General features: G+C 43.1%; 17 protein-coding genes, 1 tRNA gene and 2 pseudogenes. 3 read left to right on the forward strand and 17 right to left on the reverse strand.

The window, feature by feature from the left end; translation table 11 throughout:
- Positions 1 to 69 precede the first annotated feature (69 nt).
- The 7 genes from DQN52_RS04305 to DQN52_RS04335 form a co-directional block, all read right to left on the reverse strand.
- The gene (locus DQN52_RS04305) at positions 70 to 2,469 is read right to left on the reverse strand and encodes a TonB-dependent receptor (protein WP_019389527.1); all 2,400 of its coding nucleotides are present in this window, start codon (positions 2,467 to 2,469) and stop codon (positions 70 to 72) included.
- 312 nt (positions 2,470 to 2,781) lie between these two features.
- On the reverse strand, positions 2,782 to 3,093 hold the full coding sequence (locus DQN52_RS04310) for a hypothetical protein (RefSeq protein ID WP_003791268.1): 312 nt from the start codon (positions 3,091 to 3,093) through the stop codon (positions 2,782 to 2,784).
- Entirely contained in the window at positions 3,094 to 4,479 is a 1,386-nt protein-coding gene (gene argH / locus DQN52_RS04315) for an argininosuccinate lyase (RefSeq protein ID WP_003785320.1), read from the reverse strand.
- Positions 4,480 to 4,634: 155 nt separating this feature from the next.
- A complete protein-coding gene (locus DQN52_RS04320; protein WP_003785322.1) occupies positions 4,635 to 5,516 on the reverse strand; it encodes a LysR family transcriptional regulator in 882 nt (293 codons plus the stop codon).
- A 118-nt stretch (positions 5,517 to 5,634) separates the two neighbouring features.
- The gene (gene hscA / locus DQN52_RS04325) at positions 5,635 to 7,491 is read right to left on the reverse strand and encodes a Fe-S protein assembly chaperone HscA (RefSeq protein WP_003785324.1); all 1,857 of its coding nucleotides are present in this window, start codon (positions 7,489 to 7,491) and stop codon (positions 5,635 to 5,637) included.
- Positions 7,492 to 7,775: 284 nt separating this feature from the next.
- A tRNA-Ser gene (locus DQN52_RS04330) sits at positions 7,776 to 7,869 on the reverse strand.
- Between the two features lie 80 nt (positions 7,870 to 7,949).
- Positions 7,950 to 8,438 (reverse strand): GNAT family N-acetyltransferase, encoded by a 489-nt coding sequence (locus DQN52_RS04335; protein WP_003785327.1) that lies wholly within the window; start codon positions 8,436 to 8,438, stop codon positions 7,950 to 7,952.
- A gap of 462 nt (positions 8,439 to 8,900) precedes the next feature.
- Between DQN52_RS04335 and DQN52_RS11120 the strand changes: the two genes are divergently transcribed.
- The 3 genes from DQN52_RS11120 to DQN52_RS11130 are packed head-to-tail and all read left to right on the forward strand — an operon-like array spanning position 8,901 to position 9,665.
- A complete protein-coding gene (locus DQN52_RS11120) occupies positions 8,901 to 9,065 on the forward strand; it encodes a transposase (RefSeq protein ID WP_081353475.1) in 165 nt (54 codons plus the stop codon).
- Entirely contained in the window at positions 9,052 to 9,165 is a 114-nt protein-coding gene (locus DQN52_RS11125) for a transposase (protein ID WP_089152897.1), read from the forward strand. Before DQN52_RS11120 ends, DQN52_RS11125 begins: the two co-directional genes overlap by 14 nt.
- Positions 9,165 to 9,665: an IS5 family transposase gene (locus tag DQN52_RS11130; RefSeq protein WP_269148494.1), complete on the forward strand. Its 501-nt coding sequence runs from the start codon at positions 9,165 to 9,167 to the stop codon at positions 9,663 to 9,665. The genes DQN52_RS11125 and DQN52_RS11130 overlap by 1 nt, the downstream gene beginning before the upstream one ends.
- Positions 9,666 to 9,684: 19 nt before the next feature.
- Here DQN52_RS11130 and DQN52_RS04355 read toward each other — a convergent pair.
- The 10 genes and pseudogenes from DQN52_RS04355 to DQN52_RS04405 all read right to left on the reverse strand — a co-directional run.
- Positions 9,685 to 10,230: pseudogene (locus DQN52_RS04355) on the reverse strand (IS5 family transposase); the annotation flags it as partial.
- A gap of 65 nt (positions 10,231 to 10,295) precedes the next feature.
- Positions 10,296 to 11,054, reverse strand: a complete 759-nt coding sequence (locus tag DQN52_RS04360; protein ID WP_003785329.1) for a hypothetical protein — start codon at positions 11,052 to 11,054, stop codon at positions 10,296 to 10,298.
- 18 nt (positions 11,055 to 11,072) lie between these two features.
- The gene (locus DQN52_RS04365) at positions 11,073 to 11,420 is read right to left on the reverse strand and encodes a hypothetical protein (protein ID WP_003785334.1); all 348 of its coding nucleotides are present in this window, start codon (positions 11,418 to 11,420) and stop codon (positions 11,073 to 11,075) included.
- A gap of 238 nt (positions 11,421 to 11,658) precedes the next feature.
- Positions 11,659 to 12,294: pseudogene (locus tag DQN52_RS04370) on the reverse strand (iron-regulated protein FrpC); the annotation flags it as partial.
- A gap of 1,639 nt (positions 12,295 to 13,933) precedes the next feature.
- Positions 13,934 to 14,251: a hypothetical protein gene (locus tag DQN52_RS04380; protein WP_003789318.1), complete on the reverse strand. Its 318-nt coding sequence runs from the start codon at positions 14,249 to 14,251 to the stop codon at positions 13,934 to 13,936.
- A 222-nt stretch (positions 14,252 to 14,473) separates the two neighbouring features.
- Positions 14,474 to 14,848 carry a PAS domain-containing protein gene (locus DQN52_RS04385; protein ID WP_003785339.1) on the reverse strand — a complete coding sequence of 125 codons (375 nt, stop codon included), beginning with the start codon at positions 14,846 to 14,848 and terminating at the stop codon, positions 14,474 to 14,476.
- Positions 14,849 to 14,964: 116 nt separating this feature from the next.
- Positions 14,965 to 16,035, reverse strand: coding sequence for a 3-isopropylmalate dehydrogenase (leuB, locus tag DQN52_RS04390; RefSeq protein ID WP_003785340.1), 1,071 nt, complete (start codon positions 16,033 to 16,035; stop codon positions 14,965 to 14,967).
- Between the two features lie 72 nt (positions 16,036 to 16,107).
- Positions 16,108 to 16,299, reverse strand: a complete 192-nt coding sequence (locus DQN52_RS04395) for a hypothetical protein (RefSeq protein ID WP_003785341.1) — start codon at positions 16,297 to 16,299, stop codon at positions 16,108 to 16,110.
- 27 nt (positions 16,300 to 16,326) lie between these two features.
- Entirely contained in the window at positions 16,327 to 16,773 is a 447-nt protein-coding gene (locus DQN52_RS04400) for a YhcH/YjgK/YiaL family protein (RefSeq protein ID WP_003785342.1), read from the reverse strand.
- Positions 16,774 to 16,779: 6 nt separating this feature from the next.
- Positions 16,780 to 17,325, reverse strand: coding sequence for a nitroreductase family protein (locus DQN52_RS04405; RefSeq protein WP_003785344.1), 546 nt, complete (start codon positions 17,323 to 17,325; stop codon positions 16,780 to 16,782).
- Positions 17,326 to 17,328: the final 3 nt, after the last annotated feature.

Consider the following 17,328-nt stretch of genomic DNA (forward strand, 5'->3'; position numbering starts at 1 on the left):
TGATAAAAATGCAGGCTGCTTTTTTACGGATTTTCGTAGAAAAAGCAGCCTGCACTTTTTATTAACCAACTAGAAGCTCATTTTCAAACCAACGCGAACCGAACGCCCTGCCAAAGGTGTCAAGTATTTAAGCGTGGAATTATGTGGACGCGCTTCGGTGTTGCTCAAATTTCGCGCATCAACAAACCATTCCAATTCGCTTTGTGCGATATGGTGCGTGTAGCTGGCGTACAAATCCCACAGTGTGTAGCCGCCCAAATCAGGCTCGGGATTGACGTTGCGCCCCAAGTGTTTTTGCGGACGATAATGCGTGAGCGAAGTGGCAATATTCCAAGCGTTTTTTTGCCACGTTAAACCGACGCCATAGCGCGTGGTTGGCAATTTGGGCATGTATGCGCCATCGTTTTTGCAGCGAACATATTTACCAAAATCGGCATGAGCAGGGTTGTCCGAACCACACGATACGGCACGATTTTTAACCCAATCGGCAAATACGCGTGTCTGCAATTTACCATAGCTTGCTAAATCAAATTGATGTTGCCAATCCACTTCCCAACCGCTGATTTTGGTATCGCCTTGTCGCCATTCTTTGTATGGCATGTGTCCGTCTTTGGTTGTGCCAGATGAACCCAAATACAAATAATCGTGGAATTGGGTTTGGTAGTGGTTTACGTTAATTTGGCTATTTCCAATGTTGAATTGATTGTGCCATTCCCATGTTTTGGCGGTTTCTGGTTTCAAGCGTGGGTCGCCATGTTCGTTTGCCAGAATGGCGTGATGACGGTTGCTGGCAAACAATTCGTTTACATCGGGTGCGCGTTGCGAATGAGTCCAGCGAATGCCTGTTTGCCAAAAAAGTGCAGGCTGCCACGTTAAATTGGCTTGATAACTTCGCAACTGAAAGGTTTTGTTGTTGTGTTGCTTAATATAGCCCTCGGTTAAGCCGCGTGAAGGGGTGTAATCCTGCAAAAAGGCTTGTTGATGTACTTTGCCATATCGTGCGCCTATATCGCCAGACCATTGTCCTGCGCTGAATTTTTGTAGCGCGAATAAGCCATATTCTTGGGTGCGTGTGTTGGGCAAATAGCGGTCTTTGCCTTGACCGTTGGTGCTGCGGTTGCGCCAATCCAAGCCCAATGTGCCTTTCCACCAATCGGTTGGGTGGATATTGGCTTCCAATCGTGCTTGTCGTATATGGCTGTTTAAGCTGTTTGCCAAATGTTCGCCCAATAATTCTTTATTTTGTGCGTTGGTGTAGGCAAATTGCGCGCGAATATTGTCTAACCATGGCGTGGCTGGGTGATATTGCGCGTCTATTTGCCAACGAGTTTGCGTGGTATCTATGTTTACAGGAGCGGTTCGCAATTCATCGCCTGCGCTTGATAGTGTGGCAACATACCCCGGTACGCCATAAACATGACGATAACGGCTGATGCCCATGCCGATATAACCACGCTCGCCAATATAGCTGATGCCAGCCGATGCCGATTGTCGATGGGCGTGGCTATTGGGCATTTTGCCTTTGACATCGGGCGATTTTTGGATTAGTTCAGTCAGGCGTTTGCCATAGCCTTCGGTTTCATTTGGGTCGTAGAGTGGATTTTTTATCCACATACTGTTGTCAAACCAGTTTGGTTTTTTTTCTTTATAGACATCGCCCAGCCCCAAGCCCCAGTCATCTAAAAAATCTTTCCCTTTTTGTAAATATCGGTTATCTACATAAGCAAAATGGGCTTTGTTGAAAAATTCTTCATATTGCGGAAAGGCTTGGCAACTCAATTCTAATGAATGGTCGCCCATAATTGCTGTGCCGTCTCGGCAGGCTGCCATTTTGTTGTACGATGGAATTTTGTAGCCCGAAATTTGGCTGTTTGCACCGTCAATATGCCATGCCACATTGCCAGCTGTGCCGTCCAAGCGAAATAGCTCGCTGTGTGGCGTGTTGTAGCCGCCGCTGATTTCTACTTTGCCGCCAATTGGTTGTTCGGGTAGCTGGTTAGGAATCAAACCTGTTTCCACTGTTACCGCACCGCCCACCGCATTGCCACCATACAAAACCGCAGCCGATGATTTTTGCACGCTAATTTTATCTGCCAAAAATGGCTCAACCGCGGTGGGCATATTGCCCGACATTGCTGCCATATCGGCAATTCCCAAGCCATTTTCGCTGATGTAAACCCGCGAGCCTGTTAAGCTGCGAATTTGTGGCAAACCATTGTTCGCGCCAAAGCTGCTGTTATGCACACCGCTGATGCGTTCCAGCGTTTGACCGAGCGATGGCGCACGAGTGGTTTGCAAAGTAGCTGCATCAAGCGTGGCTTTGCTGCCGCTGTCTAATTGACTGCCTGATATGGGCAAGCGTTTGCCAGAAACAGTTGTGTTGGGCAAATCTTGGACATTGTCTGCCCAAGCGGGTAGGGCGATTAACATTAGCCAGATTGGTTTTAAATTCCATTTGTTTGATTTCATTGTGCTATTCCCTTTGTATGTAGTGGATTAAATTTAAATCAGGACAAGGCGACAACGACTGCCGTGTACATCTAGTACATAAGGGAGTTGGCAACGCGGTACTGGTTTGAATTTAATTCACGATAAAATAAAAAATGCGCTGTTTGGGTAAACACGCATTGGTTTGAAATTATTTTTACAAATAATATACCATAACAAATGAAAAGTGTATAGATTTGTTAATTTTTTTGATTTTGGTTAAATTTGAGGTGCATTGAATAAAAGTGCAGGCTGCTTTTTGACGGATTTCTGTGGAAAAAGCAGCCTGCACTTTTATTTACTCAAAAATTCATGGCTTTTGAGTACACCATTGTTATCAAAGAAAAAGATTGCGCCTTTGCCTTCGCTATTGGTGCAAGCCAAGCCGTCATCACCTTGTGCATTGGTGAATTTTTCGCTGCAACCCATATTGCTGGTAAACACGCGAATTTGGCATTTGAGCGTTTCGCCGTCTTTAATTGCCAGCATACCATTGGACGTGGTTTTTGGGGCAGAGCAACGCTCATTCCAAGGTGAAGTATTGCTGACCAAACCACAGCCCGATAAGCTCAATAGCAAAGCAGCCTGCAACATGAAAACGCGCATTTAGTTCTCCGTTAATAATTCCTTCCAACGCGCCACCTGATAACGCACTTGTTCAGGCGCAGTACCGCCAATATGATTACGCGCATTCAGGCTGCCTTCGGGGGTCAGCACCGCGTACACATCGTCCGCAATCAAATCGCTAAATCCGCGCAACACGTCCAACGGCAATTCACTCAAATCACATTTTTGCGAATCCGCATGACGCACCGCCAACGCCACCACTTCATGCGAATCGCGGAACGGCAAGCCTTTTTTCACCAGATAATCCGCCAAATCGGTTGCAGTCGCAAAACCTTGCATGACGGCAGCGCGCATATTTTCAGGTTTCACGGTAACGCCGTGCATCATATCGGCATAAATTCGCAGCGTGTCAATCACGGTGTCCACCGTATCAAAAAGCGGCTCTTTGTCTTCTTGATTGTCTTTGTTGTACGCCAACGGTTGCGATTTCATCAACATAATCAAACCAGTAAGATGTCCAATCACGCGCCCCGATTTACCGCGCACCAATTCAGGCACATCAGGATTTTTCTTTTGCGGCATGATGGACGAACCCGTACAAAAACGGTCGGCAATATCAATAAAACCAAAACGCGGCGACATCCACAAAATCAATTCTTCGCTCAAACGGCTTAAATGCACCATCAGCAAACTCGCCGCCGCCGTAAATTCAATCACAAAATCACGGTCAGACACCGCGTCCAACGAGTTTTGGCAAATCTGCTCAAAACCCAGCAAATGCGCCGTTGTTTCGCGCTGAATCGGGTAAGTCGTGCCAGCCAACGCCGCCGCGCCCAATGGCATGCGGTTCACGCGCTTGCGGCAGTCCGCCATGCGCTCATCGTCGCGCCCCAGCATTTCCACATATGCCAACATGTGATGCCCAAAGCTCACAGGTTGCGCCACTTGCAAATGGGTAAAACCTGGCATAACCGTTTCCGCGTTTTGCTCGGCGAGTTCCACCAACGATGTTTGCAAGTTTTTGATTAAACTGCGAATCACGGTAATTTCATCGCGCAACCACAGGCGAATATCGGTTGCCACTTGGTCGTTGCGGCTGCGTCCTGTGTGCAAGCGTTTGCCAGCGTCGCCAATTTTGTCGGTTAAGCGGCGTTCAATATTCATATGCACGTCTTCCAAATCCAGCGACCATTGCAGGCTGCCTGAATCAATATCTGCCTTGATTTCCGCCATACCGCGTTGAATTTCCGCCAAATCTTGCGCCGACAATACGCCCGCTTCGTGCAACATTTGCGCGTGTGCCAGCGAACCTTGAATGTCCCAATGCGCCAAGCGTTTGTCAAAATCAATCGAACCTGTGTATTGTTTGACTAATTCGGAAACAGGTTCGTTGAAGCGTCCTGACCATGTTTTGTTGTCTTGCATGATGTTTGTTCCTTGTTTAAAAAGTAAAAATGTAAAGGGGAAAAGTGCAGGCTGCTTTTATTGGATTTGGAAAGCGAATCGTGCAACTTTTGCTAATTTAAGAGTGGGTATGGCGGCGATACGCCATGTTCGTGATTAAAAAGCAGCCTGCACTTTTATGACTGGCATTTCTGCGCCATAAAATCAATAAAACTACGCACTTTGGCTTTCATGAACTGGCGATTGGCATACACGGCATACAGCGGTGGGTCTTGCATTTGGCAATCGGGCAGCAGGCGGATTAATCGTCCTGCACGTAAATCGTCATCGGCAAGCCACGCTGGAATGTAGCCGATGCCTGCCCCTGCACGAATGAGCGATGCCAGCATTTGTGTGTGGTTGCTGCGAATTTTGCCGTTGAGCTGTAAGTTGATTCTTTGCCCTTTGTACTCGCCCGATAGCTGCGACAAATCAACATAAGATTGCAATACGGCTTGATGTTGCGACAATTCATCGGGGTGTGTAGGCTGTCCGTGTTGGGCGATATAGCTGGGCGATGCCGCTAAATAAAACGGAATCTTGCCCAAGGGTTTGGCGATGATGTTGTCGGCTAATGTGTGCGTTAAACGCAGGGCAAGGTCTTCGCCGTCGCTGTTTAAATCGACGCGCTGATTGGTGAGTGTGAGCATCAGTTCAACATCGGGATACAGCGTTTGGTATTCGTGCAATAAGTGGGCAAAATGGTCGCACGCAAACCAAACAGGTGCGGAAATTCGCAACAAGCCTTGTGGCTTGCTTGTGCCAGCCTGCGCCGATTCTGCGGCTTGTGCCAGCAATTCCAACGCGGTGCTGCAATCTTGAAAATAACGCTCGCCTTGTTCGGTTAGTTTTAGGCTGCGATTATTGCGATACAGCAACTGTGCGCCCACGTTTTTTTCCAAGTGGGCAACGTGTTTGCTTGCCATAGGAATGGAAATATCCAACAAATCCGCCGCCCGAGTAAAGCTGCCACTTTGCACCACTTGGCAAAATACTTTCATGCTTAATAATGTATCCATGCTTATCCTTGTTTATAAGCCAAAAGCAGCCTGCATTTTAGCGATTGTTGCACAATATAGCTATTGAAAGAGGCACAAAAATAAGGGCCATTTCCGCTTGTGAAAATAGCCCTTATGTTTATAAATCCGCCACGTTTACCCCACCCAACGCACGCTGAATATTCCTATCCATGCGTTTCGCGGCAAAATCATCAGTCGCGTGGGTTAATTCATGGACTAGTGCGCGAATTTGCTCCGCCGTATGCGCGGCTAAACTCGCATTCAATCGCGCAATCAAGCCATTGATTTTATTCAATTCATCTTCACTCAATAAATCAGAATCCAATTCTAACGCTGCCTGAATCGCATCAATCAAACTTTCCGCTTCCACTTTCGCTTCGGCACGCGCACGGGCAGCGGCATCGTCTTTCGCGTTGCTCATGCTGTCGCGCAACATCTGTGTAATCGTGTCATCGTCCAAACCGTAAGACGGCTTCACTTCAATTTGCGCTTGAACGCCAGTCGTTTGCTCACGCGCCGACACCGACAACAAACCGTCCGCATCTACTTGAAATGTAACACGAATACGCGCCGCGCCAGCCACCATCGGCGGAATACCGCGCAAGGTAAATTTCGCCAAACTGCGGCAATCCGCCACCAATTCACGCTCGCCTTGCACAACGTGAATCGTCATAGCTGTTTGACCGTCTTTGAACGTGGTAAATTCCTGCGCTCGCGCCGTTGGCAAAGTGGAATTGCGCGGAATAATTTTTTCCGCCAAACCGCCGTAAGTCTCTAATCCCAAAGACAAAGGCGTTACGTCCAACAGCAGCCACTCGCCGTCATTTTTGTTGCCAGCCAACACATTCGCCTGCATTGCCGCACCCAATGCAACCACTTGGTCAGGGTTCAAATTGTTCAATGGCGTTTGCCCGAAAAACGCGCCAACCGCTTGCTGAACGTGCAGCATTCTCGTTGCGCCGCCGACCATAATCACGCCTTTGATGTCGGATTTGCTTGCGCCAGCGTCTTTTAATGCTTGTTTGACTGGTTCAATCGTTTTGGCGACCAAATGCTGTGTTAAAGCGTGAAATTCCGTGCGCGTAATCGTTGTGTCCAGCGTTTTGCCGTTGCTCAATGCTGCCTGAATGCGCGTTTCAGGCAGCCTGCTCAATTCTTCTTTTGCCACACGAACCAAGCCAAACAATAATTGAATATCGCGTTCATCGGTCAATGAAAGCTGATTATTTTCAACGATATGGCAAAATAAACGGTGGTCAAAATCATCGCCGCCGAGCGCAGAATTGCCGCCAGTCGCTTTCACTTGGAACAAGCCTTTGGACAATTCCAACACCGACACATCAAACGTGCCACCGCCCAAATCGTACACCACAAACGTGCCTTCCGCGCCATTGTCCAAACCGTAGGCAATCGCGGCGGCGGTCGGCTCGTTCAGCAACCGCAACACGTTCAAGCCAGCCAAACGCGCCGCGTCTTTCGTGGCTTGGCGTTGCGCATCATCAAAATAGGCAGGGACAGTAATCACCGCGCCCACCAGTTCGCCGCCCAAGCTGTTTTCGGCGCGTGTTTTCAGTTCGCGCAAAATGTCGGCGGACACGTCAATCGGCGTTTTTGCGCCATTTTTTGTTTGCAATTCAATGATTTTTTCGGATTTGCCGAAACGGTATGGCAGATGTGAAACATCAATTTCGGCTAATTTGCGCCCGATTAGTCGTTTAGCTGACGAAATGGTGTTTTGTGGGTCAATCTTTTGTTGTTCCAGTGCTTTTTTGCCGACAATGGTTTGCTCGTTGCCCAAATAGCGCACAACCGAAGGCACAACCACTGCGCCGTTTTCATCGGGCAGGCAGGTTGCTGAGCCGCTTCTTACGGTGGCGACTAAGCTGTTGGTTGTGCCTAAATCTATGCCGACCGCCAAACGGTGTTGGTGTGGCGCGGTGGACATATTCGGTTCTGCAATTTGTAGTAAAGCCATGATGTGTATTCCTTGATGTTGATTTTGTGGCGCGATTTTAACATAGTTTGTTGAGTGATTTAGTCGGATATATAAAAGTGCAGGCTGCTTTTGAGTATTTATAGTGAATTAAATTAAATTTAGATTAGTACAGCGTTGCCAACTCCCTTTTATGTACTAGCTGTACACGGCGGTCGTTGTCGCCTTGTCCTAATCTAAATTTAATCCACTATAAAAGCAGCCTGCACTTTGTTAGTGCATAGATAAAAATAAAGCCCCTTGAAATAATTCAAGGGGTTTATATTTGGCGGAGTAAGAGGGATTCGAACCCTCGATCCAGGTTATAGCCCAGATGCACCCTTAGCAGGGGTGTGCCTTCAGCCTCTCAGCCATTACTCCGTTTCAGAAAGACGCGATTATATTTTTGCTAACCGAGATTCGTCAATCATTATTTTTTTTAAATAAGTATTGGTTTGTTTTTACAATAAATATTTTCGCATTAAACAGCAGCCTGCACTCACATTTTGGTTGAGCGGCATAATCGCATCGCCCAAGGATTGATAGCGGTTAAGCTGATAAAACGCCACGGAATTGAGTGATGCGTACAAACTCAATAAACTTAAATCGGCTTGTATGGCAAGGGCTTCGGCGCGTTGTAATAGGGCTGTACCTAGCCCGTGGTTATGCACAAAGGGGTGGACATATAACGCATCTAGCTGGGCTTCTTGGTAGTCTAGCTGGAAAAAGCCTTGCACGGTGTTTTCGTATTCAATCAGCCACAGGGCTTTGTCGGGGCTGTTGATGGTTTCGTGGTAGCTTTCGGGGTGCAGCAGCGATAACCATGCGTCCATGATTTCGGGTGTGTAGCTTTGTAAGCAAGTATAACGGACGGCATGGCGATGAACGCGCAAAATGTCGGGACAGTCGCTTAATTTGGCTGGGCGCAAGGTGGTGGGAAAAATGTTCATGGTGTGCGATTAGAATGATTTTGATGCGTGGATTATAAAACGTGTGCGGATAGGGGTAAACCTGCATTGAGAGATGTGTATTGGTATGATACTTATGGCGCGGTATTTTTTTAGGGAATTTTTGAAATGCTGTAAAAAATACCGTAAATTTTATGTTGATGCAATTTGATTGAATTGTACGATATTGAACTACAAGCAGCCTGCACAATAGGGCTATTTGAAAATTATTCTTTGTAAATCAATTACTTTGTTTACGGCGTTGTACGGTATTGGACAAGAAAAAAGCCCCAAAATGGGGCTGTTTTTTTGACAGCGAGACTTTAAAAGAATATATAAAAATATGATTTTAAATAAAATTAAATTTTAAAAAATAATAAATACCGTAAAAAGTACCGTAATTTTCAAATATCACAACCCTAGATAGTTTAGAACCTGTATTCACAAAAATGATAAAATATCTTTATGACTAGAAAATCCTACCCAACAGACTTAACAGATGCCCAATGGCAAGCGATTGAGCCACATTTTAACCAGCTACGCCACTACAAATGGGATAAACGTCAATTAGTGAATGCCGTTTTTTTACATTACCAAAACAGGTTGCCAATGGCGTATGCTGCCCAATGATTTTCCACCTTATTCAACCGTATGGAGTTTCTATCGCAGAGCCAATCAATCAGGCTTATGGGATAGAATTCTTTTGGCATTGGTTCAAAAAAACGTTTAATCCATCAAAAACAAGCAATGCCAACTTATGCCATTATTGATTCACAAAGCGTCAAAACAGCTTCTAGCGCACATGATAAAGGTTTTGATGGAGGTAAAAAAATCAAAGGTCGTAAGCGACATATAGCTGTTGATACGTTGGGTAATCTATTGTCTGTTGTGATTCATGCAGCCAATATTCATGACACAAAAGCAGGTATTTTTGTAGCAAAAAAAGCGTTTGAGACCTATCCGAGTTTAAAAGGTTTCTGTGCAGACGCAGGTTATCGGAATACATTTGAGCGTGAAGTATCAGAGCAATTGGGTTTAACTGTTGAGATTTCAAAGAGAATTCAAGATATTTCTTGGCATATTCTGCCCAAACGTTGGATTGTAGAACGAACGTTTGCATGGTTAGGTTGGTCTCGACGTTTAGCAAAAGATTTTGAGCAGACGAATTTATCTGCTGAAAATTTTGTTAAACTAGGGTATATTTCACAAATATTAAAATTTATCAAATAGTTGTTTGTGAATACAGGTTCTTAGAATGAATTAACCGACGAAAAGTATCACTGTCAAAACCTCTATCAGCACACACGGTTTCATTATCACTTAAGTCCAATTGTGCCAATAAATCAGGCGCAACAACAATCTCATTTACATTACCAGCTGTAATCATAAATTCAATTGGATTACCACAAGCATCAACCGCTAAATGAATTTTAGACGTATGACCTCCGATACTCTTACCGACAGCTTGATGCACAATGGATTTTTTACCCATGCCGTGTTGATGAACACGGATATGGCTACCGTCCATAAAGACCCATTCTATATCGGGTGTATCTGCCAAATGTTTAAATAATTTGGTAAAAATACCGCGTTTAGACCAGTGATTGAAACTTTGGTAAAGGCTGTTTGCTTTACCAAAATAACTAGGTATATCAGCCCATTGGCAGCCTGTACGTAAGTGAAACAGGATACCTTCTACTGTTTTGCGTAAATTTTTCTTGCGATAAATGCCAAGCTGTTTCAAAATAGGTAACAGTCTTGACCATGTTTCATTTGTAAGCGTGTTTCGGGACATGGCAAAGGTTTAGGATGGTTGTGTGGAAACAATATCTTAAATCCTTTGCCTCTTTTTTTGAATTGTCAATAGCCCCTAGCAGCTTCACCAGCATCTTTTAAATCTTGCTCCAAAGATTTTGCAGCATCTTGAAGCTCTTGGCTCATTTTTTGTGCAAAATCGGCAGCGTCCTCTATTTTTTCGCTGGCATTATTAACCATGTCATTATAAATTTCTTGACTGGCTTGATTAAATTTATTCCAGCTTTCTTGTGCATCTTTTGAAAACTCATTTGCTGCACCTTTGGCATCCTGAACAAAGTCATTTATGGAATTTTTGAATTTATCTACACTGTTATTAAAGTCTGCTTTTGTTTGACTATACGCCGCAGAAGCTTTACTAAATATTTGATTAATTTTTATATTTAAATACTGGGTATATGGGTTAAATATTACAGTTTGACTAACATCTGTCACAATATTTTCAGGATCTAAACTTGGTGTTACTAATGAATTAATATTACCTTTATCTAATACATTTAACGCCCAAGTTGCACAATGGCTACCAAAGAATAGGTTATATTGTGGTGGATTTGCTGTACTTTCATTAATATAATTTATCATATTTTGATATTGTTCTTGAGTAAGCGGAATTTTTCCTGTTGTAGCTGAATATTTATGATCAGTATCATCAAAAATCTTTCCATTACCCTGTAAACTATGGCTTGTTTCTGGTGCAAAACCATACCCACGCTTATTTCCATTTTCATCAGTAAGAACAATAAACGTGTGAGGTATTACATCATCTGCAAATGTATCGACCCTAACTTCTATACTATATGCCATAATAATTCTCCTAAAAATTTATCTAAAAATAAATTCAATAGTTGGTTTAGGTTTCAAAAATATTTCTACATATTCCTCTCTACTTTGTTTAAAAAATTCTACATGAATAGTGATATGATATTTTTTATGAAGTAAATAAGCCTGTTGGCTTACAAATGGAATAGAATTTTTACAAAATGAAAAAATAGAAATACTTACTCCTTCTGAATTTTGACTAAACCAAATCTTTTCACAATCTGTTTTTTGATAAATACGCTTATATTCTTTTGCAAACTCCAAACCTACATGATGATAGGTTCTATCTTCACAGCCAGTTAATAGTATTAGTGAAATAAATAAAAAATATGGCAATATTTTGAATTCCATAGAACACTCCTAAATCTGGTTAAGCAAGCGTAGGGTGGGTGCTTGCACCCACGCATTTCAAGTTACTCATTAACTTATCCTTGCAACAGAAATTTTACAAAAATTACCACAATTTAAAATTACGGTCGACAACTTTGAGACTTGTTCTTATTTTTATAATTCTGATACTTCAATCAACTTTCAGGCTGCCTGAAATATCAAAACTATTTAACATTACTGGTTAATTCAGCGTAATCGAGCGTAAATCACGTAAGCGACCTAAACCCTGTAAATTAGGAGCTTTTAATTGTTCAGGAGTTAGCTCTACCGTATCTGTGTAACGGCTATACAAACTGTTGCTAGCAAATTCTACATCGCCCATTTCACTAGTTGTACCATCTATTTTAGTGTAGCTACCAATATGGGTTAAACGGTTGCCATTGCCTAAATCTTTGCTATTTTCTTGATGTTCTAAATTAAGAGATTGAATACCCAATGCTTGTAATGTAAACAATTCATTGGCTTGTGAGATGCCGTCTTGATTGATGTCTTGTCATACTTTCAGGCTGCTAAACAATTCATCTGCTTGATTGATGAGATTATCGTGATTACTGTCTAATTCTGCCAGTGCTGCATAACCATGAGCTGCTGTCGCACCATTAGACAAAACAGAATGGTTACCAAAGATTTCCTTACCGCTATCAATTTTGCCGTTTTTATCCAAATCTAACGCCAAAATACCGTTACCTGCTGCCGTCCAGCCTGTAGCAGTTGCAATACCGTCTGCGTTGTGGTCAAAACGCGCACTGATAGAAGATGGTGCAATGGTTTGAATGCCTTTGCCGTCTAGGTTTAGGATTAAGGGGTCGTAGCCGTGAGCTTTGCCATTTTTATTTAATTGTCTATATCTATAATGGTAAGGATCAAAATTATTACATGGTTTATTGATTGGAAAATTATCTAAACTATCAGAAATTCTTTCTGAATATATGTCATAGTTATCATCAATAAATTTTTTAGCAAGTTCTTCAAAAGTTTCACTGACATCATCAAAAAAATCTTCCGTTAAATATTGCCATGTTTGACCAAGTTCTTGTTCCCCGATATCTCCAAATAAATTATTAAATTCTTCTGTTTTCATTATTCCATCAAGAAGTGCGGATACCATAATTCCAGACGCAACAGCAACTGTTGCTCCCAATGCAATTGGTATTGTAGCTGGCAATAATGATAATGCTGCAGTAGTACCTAAAATCCCAATACCTTTAATACTTGATTTAACAAAATCTTTTGTTTTTGTCTCAGGATTAACTAGACTTTTACCAATTTCATATGTTGCCCCTGCGTATGCAAAACCGTTACCCACATGCTTCATTATTCGCGAGGTCTGTGCATATACATCAGACTTCATTGCTTGACGCATTTCTGGAATTTTATTCTTTAAGATATCTTGACGTATTGCTTTAGCACTATATACTCCTTCTTTTCTTGTTGTAGAAGACGTATATGTTTCTGCCATTTTTAAATTTTTATATAACTTTAACTTTGAATCTATATCAAGTCCTCCAGAACCAATTCCTTTCTCTCCCAAATAATTTAAAAACCCAGGAAGAACATAAGGCGATAAATCTGTAGCTGCTTGGAGACCATAATTGTTATAATAATTTATTATCCATTGTATTGGATCTTCCAATTGATTTTGTGACTTAAAACATACAGAATTTTGACGATTATTGTTCATATATATACCTCATTAATTCTTAATCCAAAACGAAAATAAACATTGTAAAAATAAATGAAAAATCAGGATAATAGTTGAATAAGTTACAGCTAAAGTAATTACCCAAATACCAAAAAAACTCTCTATATTATAGAGATTTAAAACAAATTCATATGGCGTTAGTAACATTAAAAAAGATAACGAAAAATAGGTAATGATTTTTTTCTTGTTAGTTTTAATAGAGTACTCATATTGCATAAGAAAATCTGTTTTTATTTGCATAATCACTACATCATAAAAATATTTTTTTATTTTCATTTTGATGAGAAAAAATAAGCATATTAAAAATAATATTCCTATGATATTTATAATATAAAAGTGATTTTCTTTAAAAAAAAGAATATAAAAAAGTGATTTAATAAATGATACAAAAATAGCGAAAAAGAAAAAAAACGATACCATGAATACATTTATTTAACCTTTTATAAAATTGTCTTAAGAAAGCGTAAGGGTAGGCTTGCACCCACCCATTTCAGGCCACAATCATTTTACTTCTCCCTACATAGAAATTTTACAAAATTTATCATAATTTAAAATTACGGTCAACAACTTTGAGACTTATTCTTATTTTTGTAATCCTGATATTTCAATCAGCTGTCAAGCTGCCTGAAATATCAAAACTATTTAACATTACTGGTTAATTCAGCGTAACCGAGCGTAAATCACGTAAGCGCCCTAAACCTTGTAAATTAGGAGCTTTTAATTGTTCAGGTGTCAGCTCTACCGTATCGGTGTAACGGCTATTTTAGTGTAGCTACCGATTATGGGTTAAACCGTTGCCATTACCTAAATCTTTGCTATTTTCTTGATGTTCTAAATTAAGCGATTGAATATCTAAACTCATTAGAGTATGCAATTCGCTTACTTGACTAATACCATCGCTATTAGCATCTATCCATACTCTTAATTCATTGAATGCCTTATCCAAAGCATTTACTTTACCATCATTGTTGCTGTCTAATTCTGCCAGTGCTGCATAATCATGAGCGGCTGTCGCACCATTAGACAAAACCGAATGATTACCAAAAATTTCTTTACCACTATCAATCTTGCCGTTGTTATCCAAATCCAATGCCAAAATACCATTACCTGCTGCTGTCCAACCAGTAGCGGTTGCGATGCCATCTACGTCATGGTCAAAACGCGCACTGATAGAAGATGGTGCAATGGTTTGAATACCTTTGCCATCTAGGTTTAGGATTAGGGGGTCGTAGCCGTAGGCTTTGTTAGAGCGTGGTAATTTTTTATAAGGGGCTGTCCTAGTTATCTAGGACAGCCCCTTCATTTTTTTGATTTACGCTACTTTGGGTGCAGCAGGTCGCGCAGACGACAACGAGCCCAACACCGTACCGTGTTCATCTTTAATCAAACAAAAACTGACTTCGGCATAAATAAATTCGCCATTTTTATGTAGGGCTTTGGTGCGCGTTGCTTTGCCATCGTGCTTGGTTTTGCCGCTTTGCACCGTAGCATAAAAACCACGCCAATGCGGTGCGCGTAGTTTTTCGGGAATGATAATGTCCAAACTCTGTCCCAAGGCTTCGGCTGCGCTAAACCCGAACATTTTTTTGCTGGCGGTATTCCAAAAACGAATCACGCCTTTTTCATCGGCAAAAATAATGGAATCGGTCATTTGTTCTAACATGGCTTGATAGGCTAACTGGGTCATGGTTGTTCTCCTGTGATGTGTTATCATACAAATAAAGTGCAGGCTGCTTTTGCCCTTTGATACCTAAATCAGCCATTTAGATAAAAAAGCAAAGCAGCCTGCACTTTATATCACAATTACAACGCAGCCAACACCGCATCGCCCATTTGCGAGCAAGAAACCAGTTGGCAACCGTCTTCAAAAATATCGCCTGTGCGGAAACCCTGTTGCAACACTTTTTGCACCGCGTTTTCAATTTGCACAGCACGCGCTTCATCGTTCAAGCTGTAACGCACCAACATCGCCAACGACAAAATGGTCGCCAACGGATTCGCTTTGTTTTGCCCTGCAATATCAGGTGCAGAACCGTGAGACGGCTCGTACAAGCCCTTGCCGTTTTCGTCCAACGAAGCAGACGGCAGCATACCAATCGAACCTGTCAGCATAGACGCTTGGTCACTCAAAATGTCGCCGAAAATATTGCCCGTTGCCATCACGTCAAACTGTTTGGGGGCGCGAACCAACTGCATTGCCGCGTTGTCCACATACATGTGGCTCAATTCCACATCGGGGTATTCTGGGGCGATTTCGTCAAAAATTTCGCGCCACAATTCGGTGGTTTCCAACACGTTTGCTTTGCCTACGCTGCACACTTTTTTGCTGCGTTTTTGCGCGGCTTGGAAGGCAACGTGGGCGATGCGACGGATTTCGCTTTCGCTGTATTTCATCGTGTTGAAGCCTTCGCGCTCGCCATTTTCCAGCACGCGAATGCCGCGCGGTTCGCCAAAATAAATGTCGCCTGTTAATTCGCGCACAATCAAAATATCCAAGCCAGCCACGACTTCAGGTTTCAATGTGGACGCGTTTGCCAATTCTTTGTACAACACGGCTGGGCGCAAATTCGCAAACAAATTCAAATCTTTGCGAATTGCCAACAAGCCGCGCTCTGGGCGCAATGGGCGGTCTAATTTGTCGTATTGTGGCGAACCTACCGCGCCGAGCAACACGGCATCTGCTTTGCGGCACAGGTTTTGCGTAAATTCTGGGTACGGCGCACCAAATTGGTCGTAGGCTTCGCCGCCCAAAGGCGCGTATTCATAAGCCACGTCCAAGCCTTGCTTAATCAGTTTGTCCAACACGCGCACGGCTTCGCGCACGATTTCTGGACCGATTCCGTCTCCGCGTAAAATGGCGATTTGTTTTGTCATTTTTGTTTATCCAAAAAGTGTAGTAAATAAAAAGCAGCCTGCATTTATTTTCAAGCTAGCTACGAAATGTCATTAATTTACATTGTTCTGCATGCAGTGTTGGAAAATGCCTTTTGATAGTTCTTCCGCGATGCTTTTTTGTTCTTCTGGGGGGTATTTAGAACGGTCATTATCGGAAATGGTGTCATAAGCAGTTTCTACTGCTAAATGTGCCAATCTGTTTAATTCTGCGCGTGTTTCTTGATTTTTAGCAGCAGGCAACATTTTATTGACCTTTTTGTTTGATTGACATCATGCCCGAATCTTAAACACCGCCTTGCGAATCATCGCTTCTGTGCCAACCAACGGCGCGTGCGCATCATTTGGGAAAAACAACGCAAATTCGCCCACATCAACCGTTAGCCACGCTGTTGGTTCGCAATCAAAAAATTCGACATCGCGCTGTTCGTTGTAGCCTAAACCATTGTGCAGGCTGCTTTTGTCTATCCAGCCATATTCTTCTGCGCCGCTAATCGGCACTTGAATATCAATGTGATGCGTGTGCCGTTCGGGCTTGGCTTGCTCGCGTGTTCGCATGGGTTCGCTGCCGATAAACAGGCGAATATTCGGGTTATCAATCGGATATTGCCCATCGGGTAAGGCGGCGAAATCCAGCGTTTGCAGCAACGCAATGGCTTGGGCAAAATCGGGGTGCAGCGCGGCATAACGCTGGGCGTTGGCAATGCTATCGTGAATCATGCGGCGCTACCAAACGGTTGTGAACTTGGCAACATCGCTGTTTTTGGGTGCGTCTGGCGAACAGGTTGCCGTGCCAATCATCATCAAGCCGATGATTTTTTCTTTTTCCTGACATGCCATCGCTTCTTTGAGCAGGAGCGAATTGACCCACATGCCCGTAATCCAAACGCTGTCAAAACCTTGTGCTTTGGCGGCAAGCTGAATCGCATAGGCAGAGCAGCCTGCACTCAATTCTTGCTCCCATTCGGGTTTGCCTGCTTTGGGACTGTAAATTACGGCAATCGTCATCGGACTCATTGCGCCAACTCGTTCCGCTTTTTTCATGGCTTCATCGCTAAAATTGAGCTGGGTTACGGTGTCGCGCAACAAGGTTTGAAAGCGTTGTAAACCTGCTTCGCTTTGGATGACCACAAAACGCCATGGGGTCAAATGTCCGTGGTCTGGCACTTGCGTTGCCGCCTGCAAAATGCTGTCTAGCTGCAATTCGTCTGGCGCAGGCGCGGCTAGGGTTTTGGTGGAACGACGTGTGGTCAAAAGGGTTAAGCTATCCATGTT

It is taken from the genome of Kingella kingae, from assembly GCF_900475905.1.
Taxonomy (GTDB): domain Bacteria; phylum Pseudomonadota; class Gammaproteobacteria; order Burkholderiales; family Neisseriaceae; genus Kingella; species Kingella kingae.

Bases quoted from the DNA above. Each gene is read 5' to 3' on its own strand.
- DQN52_RS04305 (WP_019389527.1), bottom strand. From the start codon at position 2,469: ATGAAATCAAACAAATGGAATTTAAAACCAATCTGGCTAATGTTAATC.
- DQN52_RS04310 (WP_003791268.1), bottom strand. From the start codon at position 3,093: ATGCGCGTTTTCATGTTGCAGGCTGCTTTGCTATTGAGCTTATCGGGC.
- argH (WP_003785320.1), bottom strand. From the start codon at position 4,479: ATGCAAGACAACAAAACATGGTCAGGACGCTTCAACGAACCTGTTTCC.
- DQN52_RS04320 (WP_003785322.1), bottom strand. From the start codon at position 5,516: ATGGATACATTATTAAGCATGAAAGTATTTTGCCAAGTGGTGCAAAGT.
- hscA (WP_003785324.1), bottom strand. From the start codon at position 7,491: ATGGCTTTACTACAAATTGCAGAACCGAATATGTCCACCGCGCCACAC.
- DQN52_RS04335 (WP_003785327.1), bottom strand. From the start codon at position 8,438: ATGAACATTTTTCCCACCACCTTGCGCCCAGCCAAATTAAGCGACTGT.
- DQN52_RS11120 (WP_081353475.1), top strand. From the start codon at position 8,901: ATGACTAGAAAATCCTACCCAACAGACTTAACAGATGCCCAATGGCAA.
- DQN52_RS11125 (WP_089152897.1), top strand. From the start codon at position 9,052: ATGCTGCCCAATGATTTTCCACCTTATTCAACCGTATGGAGTTTCTAT.
- DQN52_RS04360 (WP_003785329.1), bottom strand. From the start codon at position 11,054: ATGGCATATAGTATAGAAGTTAGGGTCGATACATTTGCAGATGATGTA.
- DQN52_RS04365 (WP_003785334.1), bottom strand. From the start codon at position 11,420: ATGGAATTCAAAATATTGCCATATTTTTTATTTATTTCACTAATACTA.
- DQN52_RS04385 (WP_003785339.1), bottom strand. From the start codon at position 14,848: ATGACCCAGTTAGCCTATCAAGCCATGTTAGAACAAATGACCGATTCC.
- leuB (WP_003785340.1), bottom strand. From the start codon at position 16,035: ATGACAAAACAAATCGCCATTTTACGCGGAGACGGAATCGGTCCAGAA.
- DQN52_RS04395 (WP_003785341.1), bottom strand. From the start codon at position 16,299: ATGTTGCCTGCTGCTAAAAATCAAGAAACACGCGCAGAATTAAACAGA.
- DQN52_RS04400 (WP_003785342.1), bottom strand. From the start codon at position 16,773: ATGATTCACGATAGCATTGCCAACGCCCAGCGTTATGCCGCGCTGCAC.
- DQN52_RS04405 (WP_003785344.1), bottom strand. From the start codon at position 17,325: ATGGATAGCTTAACCCTTTTGACCACACGTCGTTCCACCAAAACCCTA.